The organism is Flavobacterium sp. SP2, assembly GCF_057626655.1.
In genome coordinates this window covers 326,410-338,746 of the sequence record NZ_JBVHBT010000001.1, presented here as the reverse complement: position 1 = coordinate 338,746, position 12,337 = coordinate 326,410, and the positions used below count along the sequence as shown (strand labels likewise).

The 12,337-nt window shown below is 33.8% G+C and carries 13 protein-coding genes; 6 read left to right on the top strand and 7 right to left on the bottom strand.

Annotation, left to right across the window (positions count from 1 at the left end; translation table 11 throughout):
- The first annotated feature begins 11 nt into the window (after positions 1-11).
- Genes recQ through ACZ098_RS01715 form a run of 4 tightly spaced genes read left to right on the top strand, consistent with a single transcriptional unit; the run spans position 12 to position 4,761 of the window.
- Positions 12-2,207, top strand: coding sequence for a DNA helicase RecQ (gene recQ / locus ACZ098_RS01730; protein WP_487310004.1), 2,196 nt, complete (start codon positions 12-14; stop codon positions 2,205-2,207).
- Between the two features lie 25 nt (positions 2,208-2,232).
- Complete coding sequence (locus ACZ098_RS01725; RefSeq protein ID WP_487310003.1) at positions 2,233-2,937, top strand: TIGR04283 family arsenosugar biosynthesis glycosyltransferase; 705 nt, start codon at positions 2,233-2,235, stop codon at positions 2,935-2,937.
- Entirely contained in the window at positions 2,927-3,721 is a 795-nt protein-coding gene (locus ACZ098_RS01720; protein WP_487310002.1) for an SDR family oxidoreductase, read from the top strand. Before ACZ098_RS01725 ends, ACZ098_RS01720 begins: the two co-directional genes overlap by 11 nt.
- Before the next feature lie 11 nt (positions 3,722-3,732).
- Positions 3,733-4,761 (top strand): VOC family protein, encoded by a 1,029-nt coding sequence (locus ACZ098_RS01715; RefSeq protein WP_487310001.1) that lies wholly within the window; start codon positions 3,733-3,735, stop codon positions 4,759-4,761.
- 1 nt (position 4,762) lies between these two features.
- On the opposite strand, the gene ACZ098_RS01710 is transcribed toward ACZ098_RS01715, so the two are convergent.
- From ACZ098_RS01710 to ACZ098_RS01685, 6 genes are all read right to left on the bottom strand, one after another.
- Positions 4,763-5,647 (bottom strand): 1-acyl-sn-glycerol-3-phosphate acyltransferase, encoded by an 885-nt coding sequence (locus ACZ098_RS01710; RefSeq protein ID WP_487310000.1) that lies wholly within the window; start codon positions 5,645-5,647, stop codon positions 4,763-4,765.
- A gap of 66 nt (positions 5,648-5,713) precedes the next feature.
- Complete coding sequence (locus ACZ098_RS01705) at positions 5,714-6,307, bottom strand: TIGR04282 family arsenosugar biosynthesis glycosyltransferase (protein WP_487309999.1); 594 nt, start codon at positions 6,305-6,307, stop codon at positions 5,714-5,716.
- Positions 6,308-6,364: 57 nt separating this feature from the next.
- Positions 6,365-7,336, bottom strand: a complete 972-nt coding sequence (gene arsM, locus ACZ098_RS01700; RefSeq protein ID WP_487309998.1) for an arsenosugar biosynthesis arsenite methyltransferase ArsM — start codon at positions 7,334-7,336, stop codon at positions 6,365-6,367.
- A 34-nt stretch (positions 7,337-7,370) separates the two neighbouring features.
- Positions 7,371-8,438 carry an arsenosugar biosynthesis radical SAM (seleno)protein ArsS gene (gene arsS, locus ACZ098_RS01695; RefSeq protein WP_487309997.1) on the bottom strand — a complete coding sequence of 356 codons (1,068 nt, stop codon included), beginning with the start codon at positions 8,436-8,438 and terminating at the stop codon, positions 7,371-7,373.
- Positions 8,435-8,770 carry an arsenosugar biosynthesis-associated peroxidase-like protein gene (locus ACZ098_RS01690; RefSeq protein ID WP_487309996.1) on the bottom strand — a complete coding sequence of 112 codons (336 nt, stop codon included), beginning with the start codon at positions 8,768-8,770 and terminating at the stop codon, positions 8,435-8,437. Before ACZ098_RS01690 ends, arsS begins: the two co-directional genes overlap by 4 nt.
- Positions 8,771-8,775: 5 nt before the next feature.
- Positions 8,776-9,525 (bottom strand): DUF547 domain-containing protein, encoded by a 750-nt coding sequence (locus ACZ098_RS01685; RefSeq protein WP_487309995.1) that lies wholly within the window; start codon positions 9,523-9,525, stop codon positions 8,776-8,778.
- Between the two features lie 61 nt (positions 9,526-9,586).
- Here ACZ098_RS01685 and ACZ098_RS01680 point away from each other — a divergent pair, with 61 nt between their 5' ends.
- Entirely contained in the window at positions 9,587-10,405 is an 819-nt protein-coding gene (locus tag ACZ098_RS01680; protein ID WP_487309994.1) for a purine-nucleoside phosphorylase, read from the top strand.
- A 17-nt stretch (positions 10,406-10,422) separates the two neighbouring features.
- On the opposite strand, the gene ACZ098_RS01675 is transcribed toward ACZ098_RS01680, so the two are convergent.
- A complete protein-coding gene (locus ACZ098_RS01675; protein WP_487309993.1) occupies positions 10,423-10,662 on the bottom strand; it encodes a hypothetical protein in 240 nt (79 codons plus the stop codon).
- Between the two features lie 117 nt (positions 10,663-10,779).
- On the opposite strand from ACZ098_RS01675, the gene ACZ098_RS01670 reads away from it, so the two are divergent.
- Complete coding sequence (locus ACZ098_RS01670) at positions 10,780-12,294, top strand: T9SS type A sorting domain-containing protein (RefSeq protein WP_487309992.1); 1,515 nt, start codon at positions 10,780-10,782, stop codon at positions 12,292-12,294.
- Positions 12,295-12,337: the final 43 nt, after the last annotated feature.

Below are 12,337 nucleotides of genomic sequence, written 5' to 3'. Positions count from 1 at the left end.
ATTAACTAAGAATGAATTCAAACGAAATTGACATCTACCACGAATTAAAAAAATATTTTGGCTTTAACCAATTCAAAGGATTACAAGAACAAGTTGTTAAAAGTATCCTTGCCAAAAATAATACTTTTGTAATCATGCCGACTGGTGGTGGTAAATCATTGTGTTACCAGTTGCCTGCATTAATTCAAAACGGAACTGCCATAGTTGTTTCGCCCTTGATTGCCTTGATGAAAAATCAAGTCGATGCCATACGCAGTTTATCTTCAGAAAACGGTATTGCTCATGTATTGAATTCTTCGTTGACTAAAACTGAAATTAATCAAGTAAAAAAAGACATTACTTCTGGTATTACTAAATTATTGTATGTTGCTCCCGAATCGTTAACAAAAGAGGAATATGTAGAGTTTTTGCAAAGTGTTCCCATCTCGTTTGTTGCCATTGACGAAGCACACTGTATTTCTGAATGGGGTCATGATTTTAGACCTGAGTATAGAAATTTAAAAAATATTATAAAGTTAATAGGCGATGTTCCTGTTATTGGATTGACTGCTACAGCTACGCCAAAGGTCCAAGAAGATATTCTTAAAAACTTGGATATGAGCAATGCTACCACTTTTAAAGCATCGTTCAATCGTCCGAACTTATATTACGAAATACGTACCAAAACTAAAAATATTGAGTCGGATATCATTCGATTTATAAAACAGCACAAAGGAAAATCAGGAATTATTTACTGTCTAAGTCGAAAGAAAGTAGAGGCAATTGCCGAAGTTCTTCAAGTAAACGGTATTTCTGCGGTTCCTTATCATGCTGGTTTGGATGCCAAAACTAGAGCCAAACACCAAGACATGTTTCTTATGGAAGATGTAGATGTTGTGGTCGCAACCATTGCATTTGGTATGGGAATAGACAAACCCGATGTTCGGTTTGTAATTCATCATGATATTCCAAAATCGCTAGAAAGTTATTATCAAGAAACAGGTCGCGCAGGACGTGATGGAGGTGAAGGTCATTGTCTGGCGTATTACTCTTATAAAGATGTTGAAAAGTTAGAAAAATTCATGTCGGGTAAACCAGTTGCTGAACAAGAAATTGGATTTGCCTTGTTGCAAGAAGTTGTGGCTTATGCCGAAACATCCATGTCTAGACGTAAATTTTTACTGCATTATTTTGGTGAAGAATTTGACGGTGAAAATGGCGATGGTGCCGATATGGACGATAATGTTCGCAATCCAAAAGCAAAAGTTGAGGCGCAAGATCAAGTTAAATTATTGCTGGAAGTGGTGCGAGATACCAAACATTTGTACAAATCAAAAGAAATTGTGTATACCTTAATTGGTCGCGTAAACGCAATGATTAAGGCACATCGAACCGCTTCGCAATCGTTTTTCGGAGCAGGAAAAGATTTTGAAGAGCGGTATTGGATGGCTTTAATTCGTCAGGTATTGGTAGATGGTTATCTTACTAAAGATATTGAGACTTATGGAATTTTAAAAGTTGCACCAAAAGGATTAGAATTTATAAAAAATCCTACTTCATTTATGATGTCGGAAGATCATGAATACAATGAAAGCGAAGATGAAGCAATTGTAACGGCAGCAAAATCCTCTGGAACTGCAGACGAAGCACTTATGGCTATGTTACGCGATTTACGTAAAAAAGTTGCTAAAAAACTTGGCGTTCCACCGTTTGTGGTTTTTCAAGATCCATCGTTGGAGGATATGGCTTTAAAATATCCCATAACCTTGGATGAATTGGGTAATGTGCATGGAGTTGGAGAAGGAAAGGCTAAAAAATATGGTAAAGAATTTGTAGAACTTATTAATCGTTATGTAGATGATAATGATATTATTCGTCCTGATGATTTGGTTGTAAAATCTACCGGTGCTAATTCTGCTAACAAGTTGTATATTATTCAAAATATAGATCGAAAATTATCATTAGACGATATTGCATCAGGTAAAGGAATGAATATGGATGCACTGATTAAAGAAATGGAGCAAATTGTATATTCAGGAACTAAATTAAACATAAAATATTGGATTGATGAAATGTTGGACGACGACCAGCAAGAAGAAATTCACGATTATTTCATGGAATCGGAAACAGATAATATAGAGAAAGCTTTGAAAGAATTTGATGGCGATTACGATTTGGATGAATTGCGATTGATGCGAATCAAATTTATTAGCGAAGTAGCCAACTAATTTGACTCGATATTAATATATTTTTATGACACTAAGCATCATCATTCCCACCTATAATGAAGCCTTCGGTATTAAAAAGACAATAGAGCATTTGCAAAAAAATCTATTGAATAAGGATTATGAAATTATCATTTCTGATGCTGGTAGTGCAGACAAAACAGTTCAGATAGCACAAGAATTAGGCGTAAAGGTTTTAGTTTCTCCCGTAAAAGGAAGAGCTGGTCAAATGAATCATGGTGTAAAGAATGCCATAGGCGATGTTTATTTCTTTTTACACGCCGATAGTTTGCCAGCACCTTTATTTTATGATTTGATTGCGGCATCACTGGCAAAAGGGTTTAATTGCGGTAGTTTTAGAACCCAATTCGACAGTTCTAGTTTTTTACTAAAAATAAATGCTTTTTTTACACGATTCAATTACCTTTTCTTTCGCGGTGGCGATCAAGGAATTTTTGTTACTAAAGAGTTGTGGAATACGATTGGCACCTACAAAGAGGAAATGTTTATCATGGAAGATTATGATTATATTGCTCGATTGTGGGAGCAAGGTTCGTTTACGTTAATTCCGAAAGCTACTTTAATTTCGGCACGAAAGTATGAAGATAATTCTTGGTTGACTGTTCAATTAGCTAATTTAAAAATTGTTAGAATGTATAAGAAAGGCGCTTCCCAATTTGATATGGTGCATAAATACAAAGAACTTCTAAGCTATCGAAAAAATGCGTTTTGATTCCAAAATTATATGGATTACTGGCGCTTCATCTGGTATTGGAAAAGAATTAGCTATACAGTTAGCAAAACTAGGAGCAACCTTGATACTTACTTCTTCAAATGCTTCAGTATTGCAAGAATTGAAAAATCAATTGAACACTTCAAAAGTACATGTTTTACCATTTGATTTATTGGATTTAGATGGATTGAATGGGCTTGTAGAAAAGGCTTTAGCGATAGAAGGAACCATTGATTACGTTATTCAAAGTGCAGGAATTAGTCAACGTGCAGAAGCCAAAGATACCTCGATGGCCGTTTATAAAAAATTGATGGATCTCAATTATTTTGCACCAGTAGCTATTACTCAAGCACTTTTACCACATTTTAAAAAGCGCAATAAAGGAAATATCACTGTAATTAGTAGCGTTGCAGGTTTAATAGGTTTTCCATTACGGTCGGGTTATGCTGCATCTAAACATGCTATTAAAGGTTATTTAGAAACACTACAATGTGAATTGTATAAAACCAAAATCACTATTTCTATCGTATATCCTGGCAGAATAAACACCAATATTTCAAAAAATGCCTTACTTGGTGATGGTCAACAATTTGGCAACACCGATGAAAATAATGAAGTAGGAATGGAGGTTGACGTTTGTGCTAAAAAAATTATCAAAGGTTTGTATTTGAATAAAAAATCGGTGCTAATTGTTAAAGCAGAGCGTTTACTTTTTTGGCTTTGGTGGTTTATTCCTTCAATTTATTATAAAATAGCCTACACAAAAGGTTTACAAAATAAATAATTTATTTGCCCATGCATCGATATTTATCAGGAATTCAACAGGTTGGAATAGGAGTTTGTAACGCCGAAACTGCTATGCATACTTACAAACATTTGTTTGGTATGGATGTTTTAATTTTTGATGATGTCGCTAAAGCCAGTTTGATGACGCAATACACGGGCAATCAAGAATACAAGCGAAGAGCCATTTTAACCATGAATCTTCAAGGTGGCGGTGGTTTCGAACTATGGCAATTTTTAGATCGAGTTCCAGCCAAAACGCCATCGGTGCAGTTTGGAGATCTCGGAATTTATGCTGCTATACTTAAATCGACAGATATTATTGAATCACACATGCGCTTGTCAACAATAGATGGTCTTTCAGTTTCAGAAATGGAAATTTGTTTCAGTGGCAGTAATTATTTTTATGTTACCGATACCGACGGTAGAAGTTTTAAAATTATTCCTTCTTATGAATGGTTTCAGAAGAAGAAGTATGATTTAGGTGGTGTAGTTGGCGCAGTAATTGGAGTTTCTGATATGGAAAAGTCCATTCACTTTTATAAATCAATACTGGGATTGGATACAATTCTTTATGATTTTACAAGTTCTGAAAACAATGAAAATTTTAGAAAAGTAGGTTTATTTAAACGGGCAACTGGAAAAGGTGCTTTTAATAAACTACTAGGAAATGTGACTGTTGAATTGGTTCAAAATCTTTCTAGAAAAGCAGCCAAAATATATGAGAAACGGTATTGGGGTGATTGCGGATTTATTCACTTGTGTTTCGATGTAAATTCGATGGATGATTTAAAAACGCATGTTGAAAGTCAAGGGTTGCAATTTTCTGTAGATAGTAATAATACTTTTGCCATGGATAATGCTTCGGGTCGTTTCTGCTACATTGAAGATCCTGATGGCACCTTGATAGAATTGGTAGAAACTCATAAAGTTCCTATTCTTAAAAAAGTCGGTTGGTATTTGGATTTGAGAAAACGAAACCAGGAAAAACCACTTCCTGATTGGATAATTAAAATGCTTGCATTGAGCAAGGTAAAATGATTTATAGCGTTTTGTACTCTTTATAAAACCATCCTGTTAGCGGCATTGCAACAAACAAAAGTAATCCGATTTTGAAATTAAATAGTATTGTTGCTATAATCGATAGTACAATTATAAATGTTGGGTAAAATAGGAGCAACATCCCAAAAAGTACTGAATCATAAAATACCGTATTTTTAGTTTTCGTTTGTGCTATTTTTTTGAAAAAATTATAAAACCAAGAATTAGTGATGAATCCTATTAACGCTGGAATTGCAATCAAAGCTTTATAAATTCTACTTTTTGTTTTACCAAATAGAGAAATATCTTTCAAATCCTCCTTTACAATCATTCCTTTTAAAATATTCGTTTTAAGAATTGCATTGAACGAATTATAAAAACTAGATTCTTTACCTTGATCATTATAAGTTACCGAAAAAGTAGCATTGAAATTGATTTCAACTTCTTTCGGATTTTTATCAAATGACGAGTAGTTGAGGTTGGTAGGTTGAATTTTTAAATTATTGATTCCTTCATGCACCGCCATCAAAGCCAATCGTGCGGTTCCTTTCTTAAGCGGCCTTAGATTCCATTCGTTTTTGCATATTCCTTCTGAGAATATCAGAATGGTTTTGTTTTGTTTTAATAGTGAAATGCACGTTTCAAATGTTGCTGTATTTTTGTTTAAATTTTCTTTTCCTTCACTCAAGCGGTAAATCGGAATGAGGTGCAAACTTTTTAAAAACTTTGCTACCAAAGGTTTTTTAAATGCATCACCACGCGCAAGAAAATAAATTGGCTTGGGATAGTGTACTGCAATTACAATCGCATCAAAAAAAGAATTGGGATGATTTGATGCCATAATTGTAGGAACATTTTCACGTAACGGCTCTTTAAAGTTGGCCACTGTTTTTTTACAGTAGATTTTTAGAGCTAAGGTTGCCGCTATTTTAAAGATGGTGTACAAATTATTTTATTTCCAATGTTGTGGTAAATCTTTCTCTTCGTCAATATCGGATAATTTTGGCAAATTATAATACGATAATTGTAAATTTTCAAAATCCTGAATGGTTTCCGAATACACACTTTCTGTACTCCATGTTTTATTTTGAAACAGAGTTTCTTGCCATGTATTCATTCCCAATAAGTAGTATCCTCCATCAAAAGTTGGACCAATAACACTATCAAATTTTTCTAGTTTTAGAAACGCATTTTCAATAATTTCAGAATGAAGTTCATAGCAATCGCTGCCAATAATGCAAACGGATTGATATCCTAAACAAAAAATTTCTTTAAAAGCATTGGCCATTCGTTCTCCTAGATCGCTTCCTTTTTGTAATTTTTTGTAAAAAGAGCTAGCATTCCATTGGTCATCAATAGTTATTGCATCCGAATAAAATACAAATTTATCTGCATTCACTGGTGTAACAATATCTTGTGTATGGTTGAGTAGCATTTTGTAAATTGAAAGTGCTTTTTCATCGCCAATAGTTTTAGCCAGTCGTGTTTTGACTTTTCCTAACTTGGGATTTTTTGTAAAAAGTAGTAGCGCTTTTTTATTCTGCATAGAAAAATAGTACTTAAAGCTGCAACTTTACTAGATTGTTGCAGCTTTTATTATTAATTAACAACAACCTCCGCCGTTGTAATGAAACGTGGATTCGCTGATAAAAATATCATTACGGTTCAAGTCGGCAAGTGCTTGGGCTGTTTTATCGCAAACTGCTAGCGGTTGATTTTTCATCAATACATGACCTTTTTTATCGTCAAAATAATCTTCTTTACCATAAAAAATAGCCGCCTTTCCTGTAAATACGCAAGGTCCATCACTTGGCATTGGATCTTTTATTGCGCAAACTTCTATGCTTTCAATAAAAATTAATTCGTTGGTAGCATAATTTTCTGGATCTAAAATTCGATACGGTCTTCTACCTCGAATTTCAATAGTTCCAAATCCAACATCAGTTAGCATTTTAATGTATTCTTTTATTGGAATACTTCCACTAAGACAAAGTGCGCGAAGATGATCGTCGTTTCGCAGTGTTTCATTCATTTCTTGCTCACAAGTTGGATCACTCATTACAAGTCTTCCGTGAGGTTTTAACACTCGGTACATTTCTTGTAATGCTTTTCTTAAATCGTCTGTCTTAAAGATATTGAATAAGCAGTTTTGTGCTGCAATGTCAATACTTTCGTTTTCAATAGGTAAGTTTAGTGCATCACCTTTTTTAAGTTCTACGAACTCGCTTTTGAACCAGTCGTTTTCTTGCTCGGCAATTTTGAAATTTTGTTTGGATGCCTCCAACATTTCATCAACAACATCTACACCGATAACACCACCTTTTTGACGTGAAAAATAGGCGAATTGCAGTAATTCCATTCCACCACCAACACCAACATATAAAATTTTAGGATTGTTGATAAGATCTTGTGCCGAAATTGTACTTCCGCAGCCATAGTTCATTTCTTGCATTATCTTTGGAATTTCCAAACCAGGGAATTTCCATATCGGAGTAGTGGTGCAACATAATCCAACATCAGGTGTTAAGGCTGCATCACGATAAAGATTAACGGTAGCGTCTAAATAGTTTTCCATTTTGTTTAGTTTATTTTATAGTTGTGTTAAAAAGTTAAGCAACAGCGCCACCACAGCTGCTTCCTGAACCTGCAGTACAACCGTAGCAGTGATTGCTTACAATGATATTTCGGCTCAGTAATGCGTTGGTATCAAAATCATTTATGTGTTGCGAACTTTTACAAGCTACTTTCAATTCCAACATTTGATTGAAATCACAATCGTAAATATAACCGTCCCAACCAATTGATATGGTGTTTCTGCACATAACATTAAAAGCTGCAGTTGGATTGAATGCCTCGATAAGTTTAGTCATGTAGTCTTCGTAATTTCCAGAAGAAACTAAATAATCTAGGTAACGACTTACAGGTAAGTTGGTAATTGCAAATAAATTATTAAAGTGAATTCCGAAATCTTTAAGAAGTGCTGCCTTGTATTCTTTTTCGAGTGCATTTTGGTCTGGTGGTAGGAAAGCACCGGCTGGATTGTATACCAAATTTAGTTTTAAATCAGAATCTTCAAGTCCATAACCAACTTCATTTAGCATTTTTAAAGCTTTTATAGAACTTTCAAAAACGCCATCTCCACGTTGTTTGTCTGTTCGATCTTTAGAATAAAATGGTAACGACGATATGACTTCGATTTTATGTTTTTTGAAAAAATCGGGTAAATCATAATATTTTTTATTTGCTGTAATGATAGTCAAGTTGCATCGAACATACATTTGAATACCTAGCGCACTTATTTCTTCAACAAACCATCTAAAATTCGGATTCATTTCTGGCGCACCACCAGTCATGTCTACTATTTTGAAATTTGGATTTGACTTTAAGATTTCCAAAATCACTTCCATAGTTTCTTTGGTCATGATTTCTTTACGATCTGGACCAGCATCTACGTGGCAATGCGTACAAACTTGGTTGCACATTTTACCTAAATTGATTTGAAAAATCTCCAAGTTTGTAGGTTGCAACGGAAGCAATCCAATAGTCTGCAAGTTGTTTCTGAAAGGAGTAAATTCTTCTGGATTTTGTTCCAAAATTTGAATTTGATTCTCTGCTTTTGAAAGCGAATTGTGGTTGGCCTTTAGCGATTTTAGCTTTACTTTTTTGAATTCGCTCATAAACTAATTTTCTTAACTTTATTCATCATTTGAACTCCATGTACCAAACTTGCACCACCACGGATGGCTGCGGCAACATGTACTGCTTCCATCATTTGTGCTTCGCTATATCCTTTTTCATAGGCATCAGAACTGTAAGCATCGATACAATAGGGACATTGAACTGCGTGAGAAACGGCAAGTGCAATAAGTGATTTCTCTCTAGCAGTTAAGGCACCTTCTTTAAAAACTTCGCCATAGTATCCGAAGAATTTTTCGCCCATTTCTTTTTGAAATTCGACGATATTGCCAAATTTTTTTAAATCGTCGGAATTGTAATAATTTTTATCCATTGTTCTTATAATTTAAAGTTTTCCAAATACAAACTCCAGTCGTATTTATTGTATTTTAATTTAGGATTTACATCTTCTGGAATTATTTTTAATTCTTTACAGATTTTTAAAATGCCTTTTCTGTTTCCAAAGTCGCCTCGAAACCAACTCATGAGTATAGGCAACGATAGTTCATTTTTTTCTTTATCATAGCTGGCATCGCCGGTTAAATAACTTCTTGTTGCTTGATCCAGTTGTTCGTTGATGGTTTTGGGATCGTAAAATGATATAGGTGGACAACTTCTTGCACCACAATTCAAGCTGAAATGAATGCGGTAATCTACTTTTTCAACACGAAACTTTTTTTCAAGTTTACTAGGGAAAATTTTATTCAGTTTTCCTAAACTCCATTTCACACTTGACTTTCTTAAAAAACCATGCTCTATATTATCTAAACTGAGTTTGTTTCCAGCCACAACAAATTGTTTTGACTTGAAAAATGCATTCCTACTTTTGTATTTGTCTGGATCTTTTTTAAGTGCATAATTTGTAAATCCATTATAAAGGTTAATGAAAAATGCCTTTTTTAAATCGTCTGTTTTCAGCTGACTTAATAATTCGGCTTCATTTGCATTGGCAATAGTTTCCATTAATCCTTTCGTATCACCTTCTTCAAATTTGGCAGATTCGATGAATTCCTGAGAAATTTTCACGTAATCTGTAGTCTGTGAAAAGATACTTTGAGAAAAAATGAATAGAATTATTAGATATTTCATAGTTTGTTTTTGTAAATCTATTACTATTTACGAAATTTACCAACAATAGTTTTTTAATAATATGACATATTTAGAGCAAATTAAGCAATCGGCAGATTTTTTAACTTCGAAAGGAATACTAAATCCTGAAGTAGGAGTAGTTTTAGGAACAGGTTTAGGAAAGTTTTTGGATTATTTGAAAGTAGAAATTTCAATTGATTATTCAGAGATTCCGCATTTTCCAATTTCAACGGTAGAGTTTCATAAAGGAAAGTTGTTGTTTGGTACCATTGGATCTAAGAAAGTAGTAGCCATGCAAGGACGATTTCATTTGTATGAAGGCTACAACTTGCAGCAAGTAACTTTTCCGATTCGAGTTTTACAAAAGTTAGGCATACAGTCTTTGTTGTTGAGTAATGCTGCTGGCGGTATTAACAAAAACTTTAAAAAAGGCGATTTAATTTTGTTAGACGATCATATAAATTTACAAGGAGGTAGTCCGCTTTCTGGCTTGAATAGTTTTGATTATGGAGGTATTTTTCCTGACATGAGTGCGCCGTATGACAAGGAATTGAATTCTAATTTAAACCAACGTGCATCCGAACTTGAGATAAATTTAAAGAAAGGTGTTTACGCTTCAGTTTATGGTCCGCAATTGGAAACTAGAGCAGAATACCGCTATTTGAGCATAATTGGTGCCGATATGGTAGGAATGAGTACCACGCCCGAAGTTATTGTGGCCAATCAGTTGCAATTGCCTTGTGCTGCAGTGAGTGTGATCACCGACGAATGTGATCCTGATAATTTGATGCCCGTAAATATTGCTGAAATTATTGAAATTGCAGGAAAATCGGATGAAAAACTGAGTAAGTTATTTGTAGAAACTATTCAGCATTTATAAAATCATCAACAGACTATTTATTCTTGATAAATTTCACCGCGATGTGGTTTCAGTGCATCACGAACTGAAATCATATTTTCATCGGTTACAACCATAAAAGCAATAGCATACATTTCGTTTACTACTTCGAAGCCTGTTATGTTTAATGGTAATTTTTCAGCGATACTAAATTCTTTCAAATGAATTTCATGATGTTGCGCCGTTTTCTCGGATGCTGGACCACGAAAATCCCAAATGAGTTTAATTTTTCTAGACATGATTTATAATAAATTCCAAATTTACTTTGTTTTCCATGTAATACACAACTTTTTGTTATATTTGTATAACTTGTTTTTTATATAACTATAAGTTACACACATCCAAACAATTACATTATGATAAAAAACTACTTTCAAACCATTTTTTTACTGTTGCTTTCTTTTCAAGCATTTGCTCAAAGTAATTATACAGTTACTTCAATTCCCTTTCAACCTTATTCAGGTACATTACCAGTTTTAGCAACGAGTGATGATTATAATTCGCAATTAATTAATCTGCCATTTAATTTTGATTTTTATGGCACAGCTTACAATCAAGTTGTAGTTAGTACTAATGGTTATATAGATTTTAGAACTAGTTCTGCAGGCACTTCTTCACCTTGGAGTTTTACTATGCCTATTCCAAATGCAAATTTTCCAGTCAAAAATTCAATTTTAGGATGTTATCATGATTTGAATAATTCTAATGCTCAAGGAACAGTTAATTATGGTGTTTACGGTACGGCACCTTATAGAAAGTTTATAGTAAGTTTTTATAACAATTCGCACTTTTCTTGCACTACTGTCAAATCTAGTTTTCAGATGATTCTGTGCGAAACTTCTAATATTATAGAGGTACAAATAATTAACAAACAACTTTGTACTGCATGGAATAGTGGAAATGCTGTAATCGGATTGATAAATTCTACAGGAACTTTGGGCATTGCTGCTCCAGGCAGAAATACCGGAGCATGGACAGCAACTAATGAAGGATGGAGGTTCTCAAGACCTGGTTATTTGAATGTTTATTCCTTTGTAAAATGTGATGTAAATACTAATGGTTTTGAAGAATTTAATTTGCAATTGGTTAAAAATGATTTGTCGCCTTCCAATCCATCAGCAATTACATTATATTCAACACAAGCGGATGCTCAGGCGCAAGTTAATCCGATCTCCAACCTAAATTATACCAACACATCCAATCCTCAAACGATTTATGCAAGCGGTAACGGAGTTATTAAACAAGTTATATTAAGCGCCATTGATTGTTCAATAGATAGTGATAATGATACGGTTAGTACTGATTTGGAAGATATAAATGGCGACACCAATTTAGCAAACGATGATACAGATCAAGACGGAATTCCAAATTATTTGGATAACGATGATGACGGCGATTTTATTTTGACAAACTTAGAATATGTTTTTAACAGAAGTGCTACTACCTCAATTTTAGATACCGATTCCGATAGTATTCCAAATTATTTAGACAACGATGACGATGGAGATGGTGTTTTAACTAGTTTAGAAGATTACAATCAAGATGGAAACCCTGCAAATGACGACACAAATTCTAATGGAATGCCAGATTATCTTGAATTTGCTGTAGCCCTTGGTTTAGAAGCGAATACAATGAATAATTCTATTAATCTGTACCCTAATCCAACATCAGATATATTAAATATTGATAATAAAACTAATGAAATTATATTGAATGTTTCTGTTTATTCTATTAGTGGTGCCTTGATTAAAGAGGTGAAATCTACAAGTAGTATCGAATCAATTTCAGTCTCGGATTTACAAACTGGAATGTATTTCGTAAAACTAAATAGTAACGGAAATGTTAAAAACTATAAGTTCATAAAAAGATAAATTTTCATTAATTTCATCAAACAATAAAGGTTTAGTTATGCTA

Excerpts from the sequence above, each read along its gene's own strand:
- recQ (WP_487310004.1), top strand. The coding sequence starts at position 12 with ATGAATTCAAACGAAATTGACATCTACCACGAATTAAAAAAATATTTT.
- ACZ098_RS01725 (WP_487310003.1), top strand. The coding sequence starts at position 2,233 with ATGACACTAAGCATCATCATTCCCACCTATAATGAAGCCTTCGGTATT.
- ACZ098_RS01720 (WP_487310002.1), top strand. The coding sequence starts at position 2,927 with ATGCGTTTTGATTCCAAAATTATATGGATTACTGGCGCTTCATCTGGT.
- ACZ098_RS01715 (WP_487310001.1), top strand. The coding sequence starts at position 3,733 with ATGCATCGATATTTATCAGGAATTCAACAGGTTGGAATAGGAGTTTGT.
- ACZ098_RS01705 (WP_487309999.1), bottom strand. The coding sequence starts at position 6,307 with ATGCAGAATAAAAAAGCGCTACTACTTTTTACAAAAAATCCCAAGTTA.
- arsM (WP_487309998.1), bottom strand. The coding sequence starts at position 7,336 with ATGGAAAACTATTTAGACGCTACCGTTAATCTTTATCGTGATGCAGCC.
- arsS (WP_487309997.1), bottom strand. The coding sequence starts at position 8,438 with ATGAGCGAATTCAAAAAAGTAAAGCTAAAATCGCTAAAGGCCAACCAC.
- ACZ098_RS01690 (WP_487309996.1), bottom strand. The coding sequence starts at position 8,770 with ATGGATAAAAATTATTACAATTCCGACGATTTAAAAAAATTTGGCAAT.
- ACZ098_RS01685 (WP_487309995.1), bottom strand. The coding sequence starts at position 9,525 with ATGAAATATCTAATAATTCTATTCATTTTTTCTCAAAGTATCTTTTCA.
- ACZ098_RS01680 (WP_487309994.1), top strand. The coding sequence starts at position 9,587 with ATGACATATTTAGAGCAAATTAAGCAATCGGCAGATTTTTTAACTTCG.
- ACZ098_RS01675 (WP_487309993.1), bottom strand. The coding sequence starts at position 10,662 with ATGTCTAGAAAAATTAAACTCATTTGGGATTTTCGTGGTCCAGCATCC.
- ACZ098_RS01670 (WP_487309992.1), top strand. The coding sequence starts at position 10,780 with ATGATAAAAAACTACTTTCAAACCATTTTTTTACTGTTGCTTTCTTTT.